At 63.4% G+C, this 16,972-nt stretch carries 19 protein-coding genes and 1 pseudogene; 9 read left to right on the top strand and 11 right to left on the bottom strand.

All coding sequences use genetic code 11. The annotated features are described in order from the left end of the window. Positions 1-6: 6 nt before the first annotated feature. Genes CYU59_RS09905 through CYU59_RS09890 form a run of 4 tightly spaced genes read right to left on the bottom strand, consistent with a single transcriptional unit; the run spans position 7 to position 3,986 of the window. Positions 7-837 carry a galactosyltransferase-related protein gene (locus tag CYU59_RS09905; protein WP_292988678.1) on the bottom strand — a complete coding sequence of 277 codons (831 nt, stop codon included), beginning with the start codon at positions 835-837 and terminating at the stop codon, positions 7-9. Next, a complete protein-coding gene (locus CYU59_RS09900) occupies positions 834-1,757 on the bottom strand; it encodes a hypothetical protein (RefSeq protein WP_292988676.1) in 924 nt (307 codons plus the stop codon). The genes CYU59_RS09905 and CYU59_RS09900 overlap by 4 nt, the downstream gene beginning before the upstream one ends. Further along, complete coding sequence (locus CYU59_RS09895) at positions 1,705-2,940, bottom strand: glycosyltransferase family 4 protein (protein ID WP_292988674.1); 1,236 nt, start codon at positions 2,938-2,940, stop codon at positions 1,705-1,707. The genes CYU59_RS09900 and CYU59_RS09895 overlap by 53 nt, the downstream gene beginning before the upstream one ends. After that, positions 2,937-3,986 carry a glycosyltransferase family 1 protein gene (locus CYU59_RS09890; RefSeq protein WP_292989042.1) on the bottom strand — a complete coding sequence of 350 codons (1,050 nt, stop codon included), beginning with the start codon at positions 3,984-3,986 and terminating at the stop codon, positions 2,937-2,939. The genes CYU59_RS09895 and CYU59_RS09890 overlap by 4 nt, the downstream gene beginning before the upstream one ends. A 253-nt stretch (positions 3,987-4,239) precedes the next feature. On the opposite strand from CYU59_RS09890, the gene CYU59_RS09885 reads away from it, so the two are divergent. From CYU59_RS09885 to CYU59_RS09870, 4 genes are all read left to right on the top strand, one after another. Beyond that, positions 4,240-4,677 carry an SRPBCC family protein gene (locus CYU59_RS09885; RefSeq protein WP_292988672.1) on the top strand — a complete coding sequence of 146 codons (438 nt, stop codon included), beginning with the start codon at positions 4,240-4,242 and terminating at the stop codon, positions 4,675-4,677. A gap of 90 nt (positions 4,678-4,767) precedes the next feature. Next, entirely contained in the window at positions 4,768-5,889 is a 1,122-nt protein-coding gene (locus CYU59_RS09880; protein WP_292988670.1) for a spore photoproduct lyase family protein, read from the top strand. A gap of 329 nt (positions 5,890-6,218) precedes the next feature. Further along, positions 6,219-7,151 (top strand): manganese catalase family protein, encoded by a 933-nt coding sequence (locus CYU59_RS09875; RefSeq protein ID WP_363114368.1) that lies wholly within the window; start codon positions 6,219-6,221, stop codon positions 7,149-7,151. A gap of 61 nt (positions 7,152-7,212) precedes the next feature. Next, entirely contained in the window at positions 7,213-7,593 is a 381-nt protein-coding gene (locus CYU59_RS09870) for a nuclear transport factor 2 family protein (protein ID WP_292988666.1), read from the top strand. A 27-nt stretch (positions 7,594-7,620) separates the two neighbouring features. On the opposite strand, the gene CYU59_RS09865 is transcribed toward CYU59_RS09870, so the two are convergent. After that, the gene (locus tag CYU59_RS09865; RefSeq protein ID WP_292988664.1) at positions 7,621-8,454 is read right to left on the bottom strand and encodes a GAF and ANTAR domain-containing protein; all 834 of its coding nucleotides are present in this window, start codon (positions 8,452-8,454) and stop codon (positions 7,621-7,623) included. A 382-nt stretch (positions 8,455-8,836) separates the two neighbouring features. On the opposite strand from CYU59_RS09865, the gene CYU59_RS09860 reads away from it, so the two are divergent. Beyond that, entirely contained in the window at positions 8,837-9,109 is a 273-nt protein-coding gene (locus CYU59_RS09860) for a WGxxGxxG family protein (RefSeq protein WP_292988662.1), read from the top strand. Positions 9,110-9,442: 333 nt separating this feature from the next. After that, the gene (tal, locus tag CYU59_RS09855) at positions 9,443-10,564 is read left to right on the top strand and encodes a transaldolase (protein ID WP_292989040.1); all 1,122 of its coding nucleotides are present in this window, start codon (positions 9,443-9,445) and stop codon (positions 10,562-10,564) included. 28 nt (positions 10,565-10,592) lie between these two features. Here the strand turns inward: tal and CYU59_RS09850 are convergent, their stop codons facing one another. From CYU59_RS09850 to CYU59_RS09830, 5 genes and pseudogenes are all read right to left on the bottom strand, one after another. Continuing rightward, positions 10,593-10,964 carry a hypothetical protein gene (locus CYU59_RS09850; RefSeq protein ID WP_292988661.1) on the bottom strand — a complete coding sequence of 124 codons (372 nt, stop codon included), beginning with the start codon at positions 10,962-10,964 and terminating at the stop codon, positions 10,593-10,595. Between the two features lie 525 nt (positions 10,965-11,489). Beyond that, positions 11,490-11,786, bottom strand: coding sequence for a hypothetical protein (locus CYU59_RS09845; RefSeq protein WP_292988659.1), 297 nt, complete (start codon positions 11,784-11,786; stop codon positions 11,490-11,492). Positions 11,787-11,907: 121 nt separating this feature from the next. Beyond that, complete coding sequence (locus CYU59_RS09840; RefSeq protein ID WP_292988657.1) at positions 11,908-12,666, bottom strand: GAF and ANTAR domain-containing protein; 759 nt, start codon at positions 12,664-12,666, stop codon at positions 11,908-11,910. Positions 12,667-12,736: 70 nt separating this feature from the next. After that, the gene (locus CYU59_RS09835) at positions 12,737-13,414 is read right to left on the bottom strand and encodes a GAF and ANTAR domain-containing protein (RefSeq protein ID WP_292989039.1); all 678 of its coding nucleotides are present in this window, start codon (positions 13,412-13,414) and stop codon (positions 12,737-12,739) included. Positions 13,415-13,469: 55 nt separating this feature from the next. After that, positions 13,470-14,982, bottom strand: a pseudogene (locus tag CYU59_RS09830) (FAD-dependent oxidoreductase). 352 nt (positions 14,983-15,334) lie between these two features. Between CYU59_RS09830 and CYU59_RS09825 the strand changes: the two are divergent. Further along, the gene (locus CYU59_RS09825) at positions 15,335-15,658 is read left to right on the top strand and encodes a hypothetical protein (RefSeq protein WP_292988655.1); all 324 of its coding nucleotides are present in this window, start codon (positions 15,335-15,337) and stop codon (positions 15,656-15,658) included. Positions 15,659-15,736: 78 nt separating this feature from the next. Here the strand turns inward: CYU59_RS09825 and CYU59_RS09820 are convergent, their stop codons facing one another. Further along, complete coding sequence (locus tag CYU59_RS09820) at positions 15,737-16,093, bottom strand: VOC family protein (protein ID WP_292988653.1); 357 nt, start codon at positions 16,091-16,093, stop codon at positions 15,737-15,739. Between the two features lie 167 nt (positions 16,094-16,260). Here CYU59_RS09820 and CYU59_RS09815 point away from each other — a divergent pair, with 167 nt between their 5' ends. Both CYU59_RS09815 and CYU59_RS09810 read left to right on the top strand, forming a co-directional pair. Further along, positions 16,261-16,521, top strand: coding sequence for a hypothetical protein (locus tag CYU59_RS09815; RefSeq protein ID WP_363114321.1), 261 nt, complete (start codon positions 16,261-16,263; stop codon positions 16,519-16,521). Between the two features lie 52 nt (positions 16,522-16,573). Then, positions 16,574-16,858, top strand: a complete 285-nt coding sequence (locus CYU59_RS09810) for a LapA family protein (protein ID WP_292988651.1) — start codon at positions 16,574-16,576, stop codon at positions 16,856-16,858. Positions 16,859-16,972: the final 114 nt, after the last annotated feature.

The following is a 16,972-nucleotide window of genomic DNA, read 5'->3' as shown; positions in this document are numbered from 1 at the left end:
TCGCGCTCAGGAAGGGACCACCATGCGTGGTCGCCCCGCGACGTCACGGGTGATCATGCGGTCTCGTTCGAACCCGGCCAGCCAGCCCTGCATCGGCCACCAACCCCAGCGGCGGTGGAAGATCCTGGCGTTGCGCACGATGTCCTCGACGTGCTCGACGGGCGGATCGCTGGTCGGATGGAATTGGTGAAAAGCATGTGCACCACCCACCCACTGCATCGAAATATCCTGCGCTGCAGCACATTGTGCGAAGTCTGTGTCTTCACCACCGTAACCCCGATAGCGCTCGCAGAAGCCGCCGATCTTGGTCCAGGTGGCCGAGGTGACCGCGAACGACAGGGACCAGAACAACGCGTAGTCCGTTGTCACCACCACCTGGTCGTCGGGTGGGCTGGGGCGCGCCGGGTGGGGATCGACTCGCGCCCGCAGGTCATCGAGTATGTAGCCACCCGGGCCCGGCGGAGGTAGGTATGTCACCGGCCCGCACAGCAGAGCATTGTCACCCCGCATTTGTTCGGCCGCGTCGTGGTACCGCGCGATCAATTCAGTGTCAGGGATGCAGTCGACGTCGAGGAACACCAGCAACTCGGCGGACCTGGCGAGTGCCGCCGCCGCGCCTTGATTGCGGCCGTACGCAATCGGCAACGGCTCAGCCACTTTCAGATCGACGACCGATGCCGATGAACCTTCGTCGGCGACGATGTCCGCGACGTGCAGGTCGTCGAGTGCGACCACGATGTGCACGTCGGGACGCCGGGTGCTACGCGCCAACCCCTGGAGTTGACGACGTAAGTGGGGGCCACGCCCTCGGACGACGGTGATCACCGCGGTTCTCACGACACACTCGCCAACGCGCAACGTTGCACGGTCGACTCGACCGCCCGAGCCGCGCGCGACGCAGCGCCCGCTACCTCCCAGCGTGACCATTTCTCCGGATCGCCTGCCGTCGCGTGCGCGATCAGACCGGGCCACGCACGAACATCCGGCCACCGGTGTGCGACGGTGGCAAGCCGGTACCGGCGCAATACCGTTGCAGTCGCCGGCTGCTCGTCGTAAGGCCGAGGTTGGGCGATCACCACGGCCCGGCGTCGCGCCGCTGCGACATCGGCGACGGCACTTTGTCCGGCGTGGGTGACCACGACGTCGGCAGCACAGATGTGCGGCCAAGGGTCGTCGACCCAACCATTGTCGGCTCCGCCGATTGCGGTCCAGGTCGTCCCGGGACAGGCCGCCGCACAATCGCTCAGCCGGCTTCCGACACTGTCGCCCGCTCCGGATAGAACCAGCACCCGGGTGCCTGTCGAAGCGGTGGCATCGTCGGGTGGTTCAGCCGATGGACATGCCCGCCCGTCGTACCGGCTGATACCTCCTACGAAACTCGTCTTCTCCGCATGAGGTTGCAGCCACGGCGGAAGGTAGAGCTCCCGCGGCCATGCCGCGATGATGTGGTCCGCGAGACGGTGCACCAGCGCATGCGGAGCATCGAAACGTTTGCCCGGCAACGCCACAACAATGACCGGCACACCCAGCAGCCGCACGAACGTTGCGATTTCCACGGAGATGTCAGTCACGACAGCGGCTGGACAGGCGGTGTCGATCCAGTGCAAGACCGCATTCATCCGTGCCCGAAAACCGTGGTGGTGGTGTGGCGCCCAGTGCAAAGCGCCGTGCGCGGTCGGTTCCACCACCTGGTCTTCCTGGTCGTCACGCGGTAGCTTCACGACTGCGGCGAACGGGTGCGGCTCGGGAATATCCATCGAACTCAAGGCTGTCGTCGGGTATTGCAGCTGTTCGCAGATGCTGATCGCTCGAGCCAGATGACCGAAGCCCTGGTGGTGTATGTAGTAACCGATCATGGCTGTCCTCACGATGTTCGAGCATTTTTCGGTATAGACGTAAGTAGGTCGAGACCATCGCCTCCGAAGAGCAGTGCCGGAGCGCGTGATCCCGGACCGTGGGCCTCGGAAGCCTGATGGCATCCGGAATCGCGGCCGCCATGGCTTCGACATCTCCGGGAGCCACCAGCCGACCCGACTGCAACACAACGAGTTCCGGTATTCCGCCGCGCGCGAAGGCCACCACTGGGGTTCCGCAACACATCGCCTCGGCAACGACGAGGCCGTATGGTTCGTCCCACATCGGGGTCACGAGCACCGCGGAGGCCCGGCCGATCACCGTTGCCAGCCGACCCTGGTCGAGATGGCCGGAGTAGCGGATGTTTTCGTTCAGATGCGGCTGCACCTGATCCTCGAAGTACCGCGGGTCGGAGATCGGCCCGACCAGTTCCAGGGACCGGCCCGCGCGTCGGGCCACCGCGATCGCGAGATGCGGCGCCTTCTCCGCGGTGATCCGCCCGAACCACAGCAGCGGCCCGCCGCCGGCCCCCAGCGGCCACCGATGGGGATCGATCCCGTTCGGCACCACCGTCATCTGCGGAATAGTGCCGCGCCACAGTTCTGCGGTGTGCGCGGACACCGCGGCGAATTGCGTCCCCACCCCACCGGAGGCGTCGATGGCCGATTCCAACCAGGGCGTCGGCGGGGTGTGAACCGTCGTCAGCATCGGGATGGGCACCATGGACGCCATGGCCACCGGAAGGTAATGCAGGCTGTGATTGTGGATGATGTCGAAATCGCCTCGGCCGGCAGCGGCGAGCTGCATCATCAGCGTCAGGTAGGCGTGGTGGTCTGCCATGAACGCGTCCGGCGACATCGACGCATCTGCCCGGGCTGACTCCGTGATCACAAGGTGCCGCACGGCGAGGGTGCGGCAGTCCAGGTCACGATCCGACCCTGGAGCGGCAAACACCGACACCTCGTGGCCGCGACCGGCGAGGGCTCGCGACAGGTGCCACACATGCGCTTCCAAACCGCCCGCGAACGGTTGGCTGATGGGGTAGCGACTCGACGCGATCAGCGCTATCCGGAGCTGAGCAGTCATCGCAGTGCGTCTTCGTACAGACGGTCGTGCGCCGCCGCGATCGCAGTGCGTTCGGCACGCCGCGCGGGCCAGCTCGCACGCGGAGCCGGTTCGCCCGTGTTCCATCGGCGGTAGGCGTCGTCAACCGCGCGTCGCAACGATTCCGCGTCGAAGTTTTCGGTGGTGAAACCGAATACACCGCAGGGCTTTTGCTGGTCGTAAAATCCGCAACTCGGAGCAATGACGGCCGTGCCGAGATCGAAGCAGGCTTCTATCCACCCGGAGTGGCTACCGAAGCGATACGGCAACACCGAGACCGTCAGCGACTCCAGGTAGTCCCAGAGTTCGTCATCCGAGAAATAAGGGTGCACGCGGACGTGTACCTGCTCGCGCCGGTCACACCGCAACAGGGCCGCGCCGGCCCGCGGCGCGAACCAGTAATTGTCAGGATCAAAAATTTCGTCGTGGACGTCGATCCGGAGGCTGGCCCGAGGTAACCGCGTCACGATGTCGGCCAGCGCTTCGACAACAGGTAGGGGGTCCATGTTGGCGCGGAGGCTCTTCGCATGCAGCCCGATGACGAACTCGGTGGATTCCCGCCGGGCCCGGTCGATGTGGTCGGGTTCGAGGACATGCGGGTGTGGCAGGACGTGGCAGGCACGACCCCAACGGCGCTGAATCTCTTGTGCCGCACCCGACGTCAGGGTGATCAAGTCGTCGGCAGCCTTCACGAGCATGTCCTGCAGTACGGAGTGCGCCTCGGGGTCGGGATGGTGCGGATTGCGCAAGTCGTGAATCGTGTACAGCAGCGGCTTACCGTGTTCCTTCAACTCCTGCATTACTCGGGCAAGCGCAACCGGCTCCACGGCATCGAATCCGAAATGCACGTGGAACACGTCGAAGCGGGCATGGTTGGCGGTCACCCACCCGGGTTCCAGCATCACCGGAGGCCACCAGCCCCATGGCACGGTCCGGCCATCTTCGGGGACCGGGTCCTGCAGCCGCACTGCACCATTCGCGCAGACTGGATCCGACAAGTGGCGAACGTAGACATGCGAAGCCGGCACTGACGCGACACGCAACGACTATCTCCTTCAGCAACGATCCCGATGACGACGCGCGGATCTGTATCTGTTATTTGCGCGTCGATTCCTGCGGGCTGAAGAATGCGTCCCGCATGTGATACCCAGCGTCGGCGCACATCAACCACAGTTTCCGCCGGCCTCGGCCTACGGCAGGGCGGTAATGCGTGGTTTCGGTCGTTGGGGGTAGTCCTGACCTGGTTGCGAATCTCGCAACCCCTCAGCGGAAGGAATTGTCGTGACTGTGACCCGAGACATTGCCGCAACTCGTCAGCGGGTGTGGGACGTGCTGGCCGACGGCTGGACGTATTCCGGCTGGGTCGTCGGCAACAGTCGAATCCGTGCCGTGGACTCGGACTGGCCGGCGCCCGGTGCGCGCATTCTGCATTCCATCGGGACGTGGCCGGCCGTCATCGACGACGAGACCGTAGTGCAAAGCTGCTCCCCTGGCGAGGAGCTTGTCCTACTGGCGAAGGTACGGCCGGCGGCCGAGGCTCGGATTACGCTGCGGCTGAGCGATCTTGGCGACGGTCGCTGCCGAGTCGAGATGAGCGAACTGGCCACCAGTGCCCCGCTTCGCTGGGTGCCTGACGGCCTTCAACTGCTGGGTGTGGCGCCGCGTAACCGCGAATGCACCTGGCGGCTCGCGATGATCGCCGAGCACAATGTGCCCTGAGGCCGGCGCGCTGCTCGGCCGACCGGCATACCGCCTTTGATCTGGGCTTCTGCCGGGCGGACTGTTGGTCCGTATCGTCGGAGTCAGCTAATGACGACTACCTCGCTCTCTTCCTCCGCGGCTCAACCTCCCCGGCCCGAACCGATGACACCCTGGACACCGGCTCAGGTGTTGGTGACCCGATCGGCCTTCGAACTGCCGCATGGCGCAAGCATTGTCGCGCGGTGTGAAGCTGCCGGGGTCACCGACATCCAGGTGCTGCCGGGCGATCGGCTGCCGCCGATACGCGGCGAAAACGAGCGCGCCGTTTACGCCCTCGCCAAGCGCACGCTTGCCGTGGTCGTCGCGCCCCCCAGCAAGCGGCGTCTCCAGCCCATTCCGCCGAGCGCCGACTGGCGTATCGACCTCGCTCAAGGTTGCCCCGCACACTGTCAGTACTGCTATCTCGCCGGTTCGCTGTCGGGACCGCCCATCACCCGGGTCTACGCAAACCTGCCCGAGATACTCGCCGAGATGGACGATCACGTCGGTCGCGGGACGATCACCTCGACATCGGCCGAAAGGGCCGAGGAGGGAACCACATTCGAGGCCTCGTGCTACACCGATCCGCTGGCTTTGGAGCGGGTGACCGGCTCTTTGTCAGCGACCATCTCGCACGTGGGCACCCACGCCTGGGCGGCGCCGGTCGGTCTGCGATTCACCACGAAATTCGACGACGTCGCACCGCTGCTCGACCTGCCGCACGCCGGCCGCACCCGCGTGAGGATGTCGGTCAACGCCGAGGCGGTAGCCAGACGGTTCGAAGGCGGCACCGCCAGCCTACCGCGACGCCTCGCGGCGCTGGAGAAGCTGGCGATGGCCGGATACCCCATCGGACTGACCATCGCGCCGATCATGCCGATCCCACACTGGCGAGACGGGTATCGAGCCTTGCTGGGTCAGGTCGCCGATGCCGTAGCCGACGTCCCGGACCTCGATCTGACCGTCGAATGCATCACCCACCGGTTCACCCCGATCAGCAGGGACGTGCTGTTGGGCTGGTATCCCGGTACGAAGCTCGAAATGGATGAAGAGTCGCGCACCCGAAAGTTCGGCAAGTTCGGTACGGCCAAATATGTCTATCCGAAAGACGTCATGTCCGAACTGCGCGCGTGGTTCGCCAACGAACTCGCCGCGACGCTGCCCATGGCGCAGACGCTCTACTGGACTTGAGCTTCGTGGTGTCCGGGCCGGAGCAGCGGACGTGTTGACAAGTCGGTGGTGAAGGCGTTCTCTGGACTGTGTTGAGTATGCAGCCGGCCTGGGGTCGGTGTCGTAGCCGCACCTAGGCCTCCGGCACAGATGGCTCGTGACACCGCCGCCCAGTTTCTGACTTGATTCGCACGTCGTGGCAATCGCTGGCGCACAACGCTTTAGCCCTTGCTCCTACTTCGGCGTGTGTCGGAACCGTTCGGGTTGTCAGTCCAGCCTCGTACGTCTCCCTTTTCAGACAGCACTACCGACCCGTCATATGCAACGGGCGCCATCGCACAGGAGTGAATATGTATCTGCACACCCAGCAGTTCATCAACGAAATCGCCGTCGACGAACCAGATCCGGCTGCTGCCAATGCACTACAAGAAGGTCTTGGCGGCCAGTTCGGCGAGATGCGGACGATGATGCAGTACCTGTTTCAGAGCATCAACTTTCGCGGCGACATCAAGTCGAAGCCTTTCAAGGACTTGCTCCAAGGGGTCGGAACCGAGGAGATCAGTCACGTCGAGCTCATCGGAACCACCATTTCCCGTCTGTTGGATGGCTCGCCTGAATACAAAGGCAAACCAACCGATTCCGTAGATGAGCCGGGTGCCAAAGGTGCCACGCCGTTGAAGATTGCACTGGACACCGGCAACATCCATCACTATTTGGTGGGCGCCCAAGGTGCGTTACCGGTCGACGCGGCCGGTAATCCCTGGAGCGGGTCGTACGTCTACAACAGCGGAAACCTCGTGCTCGATCTGCTGTACAACTTGATGTTGGAATCCACTGGGCGCCTGCAGAAGTGCCGCATCTACCAGATGACGGACAACAAGGCGGCGCGCTCCACTCTCGCTTATCTGATCGTCCGCGATCAGGCCCACGAGAATGCGTTCGCGAAAGCCTTGGAGGCGCTGGGGGTCGATTGGGGTTCGGTACTTCCCATCCCGAAGACGAATGCCGAGAAGTTCCCGGAAGTCAAAAAGCTGCTCGACCTCGGCTTGCAAAGCATCCAGTACACGTTCAGCGCCGACGATCAGAGCCAGGCGGACCGGCTGTACCGGGGTGCGTCACCGTCGAAAGATGGAACCGAGCTCAGCACCGCGGTGATGCCCGAAGGTTTCCCCATGACCATCGCGCCGGAACGTCGTGAAGAGTTCGCACCAGGCCTCGACGTCGAACTGCTCGACCTGATCCAAGCGACCGCTGACGCCGAAATCGCCGCGCTCAACGACTGATTCGGGACCGGCTGATGGTGTCATCTCCGCGAGCCGGGGTATCCATGAAGCCATGAAGGATATGACGCAGCAGTTTGTGGCCGCGCTCGACGAGTTGCATCACCGGCGCGAGGTTGATGCACTCGTCGAGCTTTTCGCGGACGACGCCACGCTCGACAAGGTGGGGATGCCCCGTGGTGAGGAAGGCAAGGACGGAGCCCGGGCGTTCTGGGAGCAGTACCGCGCCGTGTTCGACGACATCGAAGCGTCGTTCCGACACCGGGTCGACGGAGACGACATCGCGTTCCTCGAGTGGACATCAAAGGGAACGCTTCGAGATGGCACCGCTTTCAGTTACGACGGTGTGAGCGTCCTCGAGTCGAACGGCGACACCATCAACGCATTCCGCACCTACTACGACACCGCCGCGTTCATGCACGAGCGGAAAGCCACCAGCTCCTGAGGCGCTTCGTCGCTCCCGCGGTAACTCTCAGTGCTCCGGGCGCTCGCCCGGGCCGCTGTGCCGACTTCGAGCCCGTCGCACCGTCTCTTCGACGATCCTCTCCGCCACTTCGGCGAGTTTGGTGTTCTCGTTCTGGCTGATGCGCTTGAGCCGGTTGAACGCCTCATCCTCGTTGAGCCCGGTGCGGCCCCGAACGATGCCGATCGCCTGATCGATCGTTTTCCGGCTGACCAACGCGCGCTGGAGGTTCTCGGCTCGTTCTTGTGCTGCCATCAGCAACTGGGTGTTGTACGCCGACACGGCAGCCGGCCCAGCGAAAGCCGTGCCCAGTCGCACCGCATGCTCACCGAAGGCATCTTTGCCGCGGGCATACACGTTGATGGAGCCGACTACTTGCTCGTGAATTAGCAGTGGCAAGGCCAGCGCTGACGCGACTCCCAGGCGGGCCACCCTGGCGCCGAACCGCGGCCACCGGTCGTCGGCACCCAACGAGCCGCTCACCACCGCTCGCCGGGTTTGCATGCAGTGGATACACGGCCCCTCGTTGAGCAATTCGTACTGCATGACGTCGATCTCGTGCACGACCGCCGAGGTCGCCGCCCACGTTTGGACACCCATCGTGGTGCCGACCGGTTTGATCACCGTCACACCGACACCGGTCTCCTGCGCGTCGGGGATAGCCAGCGCGGCGAACATCGCGACCTCGCCCAAGACCTGCTCCAGGCTTCGCCCGGTGGCGACGATCGCCGAAATCCCCTGCAAGCCCGTCGCCAGATCGACATCGTCGGAAGCCACCTGCTCGGCATTCAGCTCAGCCTCCCGAGGTGGCTGGCGCTCAGCTTGGGCGTCGAACTCAGTCACTGCTGATACTCCTCATTAGGTGCGCCATCGCGTGCTGTGGGCGCTCGCTACTACGAACCGGGCCGGACGGTTTGGCGGCTCCTCAAGAAAACGCCTCGGATGCGTTGCTTTCAAGGTTTCCTCGATAAAAGTTGTTCGGAGCTAATTAGACAGTGGATGGGGCTTGATGACAGCGGGAATCCATTGCTGATCCCGCAGTCCACGGTTCCATATAGCCGCCGGACCGATGGGGGGAAACGTTTAGGCACAGGCCCATTGGGTACAACCATTCGACGCGCTGAACTTCTCTGAGTGCGTCGCTTCGTTGGAGCTAGAACAAACTGGTCCGCGGATTTCATTCTTCACCATTGATCCAGCGCCTTGCGCTGAAACAGGAGTAATCATGCACAGGACCATCGCAGTAATCTCAGCCACCGGAGCACTGCTGTTCGGCGGTGCGGGCGTCGCCAGCGCCGCAACCGACAGTGCAACTGCACCCTCGCCGTCGTCAATCACGTTGGCCGACAACAGCACTGGTGAGACCCACAGCGACGACAACGGCAAGTGGGGCATGTTCGGCCTGCTCGGGTTGTTTGGGCTGGCTGGACTGAAACGCCGCAACACGACTGACGCCGTCGTCGATGCAGGACCCGCGGGAGCCCGTGGCCGCGGCTGATACCCGACCTTGTCTTTGCAGCCCTCGCCGGCGTTTACTCCGGCGGGGGCTGCTTCATTTTCGGCTCGACACAGAGACATTCGTCGCAGCCAGTAAGCGTTGCGCTTAGCGGATGAGGCACACGCACAGCTGCGTCGGACGTGACATTCGGTGAAGCGGTTTCAGGCCACCCGAAGTGGTGTACACCCTGCTACAGCAGCCGTTCGACTCGTAGCGTTTGTTCGTCGAAGCCGCCGCACTCATGCGGCTGGCGCCGTCTCATTTGACCGGACCACCGTGGACTCACAATCGATTGCTGTCCTACGGGTCGGGTCGCGAAATTCAGGAGCACGACTGATGACTCAGAACCCCAACCTCGCCGCTCTGTCCGCAGCAGGGGTATCGGTATGGCTGGACGACCTGTCGCGGGACCGGCTGGAGTCCGGCAACCTCCAAGACTTGATCGACACGAAAACCGTGGTGGGCGTCACCACCAATCCTTCGATCTTTCAGGCGGCCCTGTCCCAGGGCCACGCCTACGATGCTCAGATCGCCGAACTGGCAGAGCGAGACACGGATGTGGAGTCCACGATCCGCGCCGTGACCACTGACGACGTACGCGCAGCGTGCGATCTGCTCACGCCGCAGTGGGAGGCGTCGGACGGTGTGGACGGCAGAGTGTCCATCGAGGTTGATCCCGGTTTGGCGCACGACGCTGACAAGACGATCGCCCAGGCTGTCGAGCTGTGGAAGATTGTCGACCGGCCAAACCTCTTCATCAAGATTCCGGCGATGGAAGAGGGCCTGCCGGCCATCGGCGACGTGATCGGTCAAGGGATCTGCGTCAATGTGACGCTCATCTTCTCCGTCGAGCGACACCGGCTGGTGATGGACGCCTACCTCGATGGGTTGGAGGCCGCGAAGGCCGCCGGACACGACCTGTCCACGATCCATTCCGTTGCGTCGTTCTTCGTTTCACGCGTGGACACCGAAATCGACCGGCGTCTCGACGAAATAGGGACCGACGAAGCTGCCGCGCTGCGCGGACGCGCGGGGGTGGCGAACGCCCAGTTGGCCTACGCCGCATATCAAGAGGTCTTTGAAGGCGGCGACCGTTACGCTGCGCTCGAGGCTGACGGGGCACGGGTGCAACGCCCACTGTGGGCGTCGACAGGGGTCAAGAATCCGGACTACTCAGACACCCTCTACGTGACCGAACTCGTGGCGCCGCACACCGTGAACACCATGCCGGAGGCCACGCTCGATGCGGTCGCCGACCACGGGGCCATCACCGGCGACACCGTCAGCGGGACTTCTGAAGCGGCCCAGAACGTATTCGACTCCCTGGAAGCGATCGGGATCGACGTGCGTGATGTGTTTTTGACGTTGGAGAACGAGGGCGTCGAAAAGTTCAAAGATGCCTGGTCGAAGCTGCTGGACGCCACCAAGAAGCAGCTCGAGAAAGCGCCGGAATAGTCTATGCATCAACGGGATTGGTGACAGGTCAGCAAACGACCGATTGGTTTTCAGGCCCATAACGCACTCGAAGTGGCTGCCGCGACTTGGCGGAGACTCGGCTCTTCTCCCGTTCCCGCAACGCCAGCAGGTGTCGCCAGCGGTGTGCGACGGCCGCGTAATACGGCGACGCGTCGTTACCACTGGCAAGACCGACCAGCGCGCAGCCGAGCTCTCGTTCGTTGATCCGCATTTCTTCTGCCGCGCCGGATATCTCGCTTGTTGCTTCGTCCACCGAACAGCCGCGCAGACCCATCAGCACACCGACGGCTACTTCGCGGTCTCGATGCGCATTCAGACCCTCGGCCAGATTGGTCGGGGCCTCGCCGGAAATTGTCAGGTCGCTCACCGCATCCTCCATACCCAAAAGCCAAGCAAATCAACTGATTACCGGGCAGACTCGCCAACTCTTCCACAAGCCACATCGCCGTAAGGGCGTCGACGTCCCTGGCCGAATCCACCTGTGAGACAGAGCATCCACGCTCGCCGTCGTCCGGTGGATGCGGACCGAAGCCTCAACGATCCAGTTCCGGAGGTGCGCTCGGCCTCACTGGGGACAAGCGAAGAGAGGCACGCTGGTGTTCAACGCGTGGCAGGCGAATACCCGAAACAAGGGCGGGCAAACTGGCCGTACGCCGGATCACAGTTGGCTGATCGCTGATCTAACGGGGCTGCCACGGTGGGTCGCGTAGACTCGGCAGTGGTTGAGTTTCCAGCCTTTTCGAAGCCGCCGACCACTCTCTGTGGACAGGCAAGGCTCCAACGCCAAATCCCTTGTTCCGACGCTGCTATGCCTTGCAGGCATGGTCCGCGTCCGACTACCGTCCGATCAAACACGATTGGCGTGTATTTGGCGTGCCACGGCCCAGCACTCAACTTCACTCGATCAGACTTGAGGACCACAATGCCCACCGAATCCATTGTTTTCATCGCTGTTTTCACAGTCGCCTTCGCGGCGATCATCTTCGTCGTCGCCAAGTTGATGGCGAAGGTGAAAACCCAGAATCAGCGCAACGATGCCGCGGTGGAAATGTTTGCTGCGCAGCGCAACACGCCCGAAGGCAAGCAGCGTGTCGAATACGCCGAGATAGCCGGAGTCAAGGCCGCAGCGCTGAGCGCAGTCGAGGCTGACGAGGCGGCCGGTCGGACACCACGGATGACCGGTGACCGAGTTGCGTCTCATCGGCGCGGCGTACGTCGCGAGATAGACGCGCTGCGGGCCCGGCTGAGCAGGAGCGCGGACACCAAGAGCCGAGGCAGCTGACCCGCCGCCGCCTAATCGCGAAAGACTCTCTGTCGCAGGGTTATCGGCGCCGTGTGCCTGGCTCGCTTCGAATTCCGTCGAGGATCTGTTCACGCGCCGCCGGATCGCTGATCAGGAGTCGCGACACCTCCGTGAGGTGGTTGCCCTGAGCGCGTGCGTAGTGCCGCAGCAGCGTGAAGGCTTCCTCGACGGGAAGGCCTAGTCGCTCACTCAAGAATCCCTTGGCTTGATCAACCACGATCCGGCTGGTCAAGGCCGTGCGCAATTGCGGCTGCACGCTCGCGGGAGTGGGGGGATGCCCCTGCAGGATCGCGACGGAGGCGATGTGGGCCAGGGTTTGAGCTATCAGCAGATCGGCTTCGTCTGGTTCACCAGGGCTGGTTCCGAACAGTCCCAGGGCGCCCAGCACCGTACTGGCCGCGCGCATCGGCACGGCGTGGACTGATGCAAACCCGGCGTCGACAGCGGCGGGGACGAAGCGCGGCCACCGCTGCTGTTCGGCCGCAAGGTCGGGCACTGAGACCGGATGCCCGTGGGCGTAGCAGTCCAGGCAAGGTCCCTCATCGGTCTGGAGTTGAAACAACTCGACATCTTGGGACCTCTCGGACGTTGCCGCCATCAGGTGGAGATACTCGCGCGTGCCGGCCAACAGCAGACCGGCCGCTTCGACGTCGAGGAGCTCCGTGCAGCGCTCGCTGAGATCGGTCAACAGCTCCACAACATCGAAACTGTCGAGCAGGCTGTCGACCAGGGAGACGACAGCGTTGAGAATGCGGGTCTCTCGTGGGGTGTCGGTCATGACAGGGTCCCTCCTTCGCCGGTCGGGGCTTCTCGGGCGATCGGGACAGCAGCGCGGTTGCTGTCATGCATCAGTTGGGGTCCAATCGCAGGCCGTTGTGCAAGATGTCGCGGGCGACCTCAGTGGCGCTGCGGCCGACGGTGTAGGCGTGTGCCCGTAGCCGGACAAGGGCGACGGGTGCGGAGATATCCAGTTGAGCCATGAGCATTCCCGTGGCTTGGCTGACTTCAGCGCGTGTCAGCGCTGCGAGCTCGTTCCAGGCGTCGCTGCCGGGTGAGGCGGCTGCCTGATCGAAGTCCTGATCCAGCAGATCCAGAATCGGTATCTGTGCGAGCTCGGCTGCTTCCACCAAACCAGCCACCTGCTCGACAGTCAATGCTGCGGGTTCTGAATGGTAGAGGTCGAGAGCGCCCACGTACTCACCGGCTACGGCGATCGGCATTGCGTACACGGCGCGAATCTGGTGCGCCAGCATCGCCGGCCCGTACGCCGGCCAACGGTTCTCGGCAGGATCGGCCAGATCGGTCACCGCGACAGGTGCGCGGCGGGCCACCGCGTCGAGACAGGGGCCCTCGCCGTGCGTGAACTGCTCCTCGTCATACCGTCGCGCGGCCGACCCGCTCGCGCCCAGCGTGCCGATGTTGGCACCTTCGAAGACCAGCGAGATTGCCGCGGCGTCGATTTCCAGGAGCTTCACACAAGCCGCACACAGCTCATCGGCAGCCGCGGCTCCGCGCCGCTCGCCCATCGCTTCGAAGAGCTCGTCTTCAATGGTGGCCACGATGTCGTCGCAACTTCCCGTTTCAGCGTGAAGCGGTGAGGTCGCGCGTGGCCGGGCCCTCGAGCAGGGTGCCATCCGGGGCGAAACGTGACCCGTGCAGAGGACATTCCCAGGCTTCGTCGGCGTCGTTCCAGTTCACGATTCCACCCAGGTGCGGGCACACCGGTGAGATGCGGTGCTCGATGCCCGCTACCCGACATCTGGCTTCGAGATGCCAAGGGGGACCGCTGACCACACCACCCTCGTCCTCACCGGGGGTGCGATGGCCGGTCCGAGTCGACGGGGTGATCCAGCCCTTGGTCAAGTTGAATCCGACCCTGGAGATTCGACTGCAGCGCCGTTCGCAGGCCGGAAAGTTCGTGTGTACTCCAGCTGGCGAAAGCACTCGACCAATCCATCCGTCCGCCCAATATGCGACTTGACAGCGCCAACGCTGCGGCGGGGCCGTTCGTCATTCCCCATTTGCTGAAACCTGTTGCAAACAAAATGCTTTCGCTGCCCGGCAAGATGGGCCCGACATAAGGCAAGTCGTCGATCGGCGTGTAATCCTGCGCAGACCAGAAATGCGTCTGCTCAGCACCCGGGTAGTACTTGCGAGTCCAACCCGACAGCTCCGCGAGGGCCTTCGACGGGCTCTTCTCGCGGCCTACGGTGTGGCCCGCACCCCCGACGATCAATCGCTCTCCGTCCGCAACAGGTGCGTACCGGACCGAACGCGAGGGCGAATCGGTGGAAATCATCATGGGCCGAGTGATGTCACCGGGCACCTTGAAAGCTAAGCAGTAGGACCGGCTCGGCTTGAGCCGGGCAAAGTAGCCACCACGATCGAGAATCGGAATGCCCGTGGCCAGAACCAGTTGCCCAGTGGTGAATTCCGTCTCCCGCTCGGCAGCGTCGTTGACCTGAACGCGCAAATTTCTTCCGTGGCCGGACACCCCGCGCACGCGGGTGTGCTCGATCAACCGCCCGCCGTGGCCGAGGAATTCGACGGCCAACGCGTCCAAGAAGGAGATCGGATCGAACTGCGCCTGGTCGGCCAACCGGACGCCGCCGTGATACGGGAATGGCACGTCGGCGTCGTCCTCCCACGTCGCGGGTAGGCCGACCGCCCGGCACGCCTCGTATTCGGCGAGGGCAGACGCGACGCCGTCGCCGGACTGCGCGTAGGTGTAGGCGTCTTCATGCTGCACGGCTATGTCGTGCGAAGCGCAGTAATTCACTACCCAACTCTGGCCTTCGCGGTTGCCGTCCAGATACGCGCGAGAGACCCTCTCGCCGTGTTTGGGTAGAATCTTCGAAAGGTGGCTTCCTTGAAGCAGACTGATCTTCGCCGTGGTGTTTCCCGTTGTGCAGGCGCCGACCGTGCGGGCTTCCAGCACCACCACATCTTTGCCGGCCCGTGCCAGCAGCACCGCAGTCATCAAACCGGTGATCCCGGCGCCGACCACGATGACATCGGCACGCCGGTCAGCGTCGTCAATCACAGTTGCAGCCCGTGGCTGTTCGGGTCGGTCACTTAGCCATAGGGATGTCATTTGAAAGGTGGTACCCCGGCCGCGCCGCCAGGAAACCGTTTGGAAGCAGGGCAAATACGCCACGGAGGCTTCTCGCGTAGACTGGAGACGCGGCAGACAACGCCGAGTCCGGGCCGGAGGAGTCGAATCCGGTGAGCAATCGCTCGAGCCACGGACATACTGAATTACTCAACACCCACGGAGCGCGCTCAGAGCGCCCTGAGCTCGTAAACCGGGCACGGGCCAAACGATTCCGTGCCGAAAACAATCCGCGCCGGGAGACCGCCACTCACCGGCTACGCGACCGTTCACGTTCGACCGGGCGCGCAATAACTCACGGCTGACATCAGTCAGCCGTCTAGAAGGAGTACCAATGACTACCAGCAGCACACCAGTAGCAACACCCCGCACCGATGCCCCCGTCGGAAACGGCGCCGCCTCGGCGAGGGGTCACAACGTCGAATCCAACTGTGGCCGTGAGACAAAGGCTTCGTTCAAGACCACCGAGCTGATCCTCTACATCGGCGCGGTCACCGCAGTGATGGTCACCGCCTTCATCGTCGGCGGTAATGATCAGGGCAGCCCTGACCCGTTCGGTGCGGCCGAGGCTCTGCGCTACATCACCTGGCTGACCATCGGCTATATGGTCGCCCGCGGGTTGGCCAAGTCCGGTAGCCACCATCGCGACCACTCCTAATCACGCGAAGGCGGCGACCGTGATAAAAGACGGTCGCCGCCTGTAGCGCCAAATCGATTGCGCGATCACGCGATAACATCACTCCGGCGGTGGCCCGAAGAGCTGGAGGTCGTTGCCCTCGGAGTCCTTGAATGACGCGATGCGGCCCCAAGGGTGCGTGCTGACCTCGTCGACGAACTCGACGCCTGCCTCCGTCAACCGCGCGACCTCGTTGAACAGATCGCCGCTGGGCTGGAACGTCAGGACCGCTCCTCCGGTGCCGCCCTTGTGGGTGTCTTCGCGCGCGTTCAGGCCGATGGTGACACCGTCGGCGTCCAACTCCGACCACTCGTCACTCTCACTCTTCACCGACAGGCCCAACGTTTGGCCATAGAACTGGACTGCTCGATTCATGTCATCCACCGGAAGCCAGATCGTTGCGATGCCACTTGCCATGATTACTCCTAGATTTCGTTGTTCGACTCTGCGCGGTTACCCGTAAACGGATCGTCGACAACGCAATTCTGCAGCGTTTTTGCATCGATTGATGTGTTGCCCGCGCCTAACGCGGGTAGTCCCTATCCAACGAAGTAGGCCCGCATGGGCCGCCGAACGGAGATCCCATGACTTTCATTGACCGAGCCAAACTCAAAATCGGCGAGCTGACCGAAAAGTTGAAGGACAGCATGCGATCCCACGACACCCGAGAGGCCGATGTCCCGTCGGACCCCCAGGTCGCAAACTCGCGCGAGGGTAAAGACGGCGAGGTGGGCAGGTACGTCGGGCGAACCTTCCCCGACACACCTTTCGACGTCGGCCAGAGCGGTGCGGAAGCACGCAGCGAGGAGAAGCGGCATCGCGTCAAGAGGGAACAAGCGCAGTGACCGATTTTCCCTTTTCCACAGTGACTTTCGACCGACCAGGAAGACCACGAGCGTGACCGCACATCAGAATCCGACCGACCACGCCCGGACGACGCACCAGCGCGCCGGCGAGTGGTTCAAGAACTCTCGCGACATGCTGGGCATCTTTCTTCTAGCGGTAGGCGTAGTGGCGATGGTGGTGTGCTTGGCGGCCGCCGCCTACGGCAGCACGGGATGGTCGTACTTGATGGGCGGCATCGCAGGCACCGCCGGCGCAGCCGGCACTGCGTGGTTGCTCGTCGAGGGTCGGCGCGTCCGCCGGGTCGAAGCGAAGCGATCGGCCGATCTGAATCTGTGAGACGACGCTTCTCAACCGGATCCGTCGAATTTGTCGAAGCAGTAATGCTTTCCGCGATCAGCGTCTGATCTTCCGGCCGGTGTCCTAGACTGGTTGTCGCCGTGCAGGGAAACC

The organism is Mycobacterium sp. (genome assembly GCF_002863225.1).
Taxonomy (GTDB): Bacteria; Actinomycetota; Actinomycetes; order Mycobacteriales; family Mycobacteriaceae; genus Mycobacterium.
The sequence above is the reverse complement of the archived record's forward strand: the minus strand, read 5'-3'. Positions and strand labels throughout refer to the sequence as shown.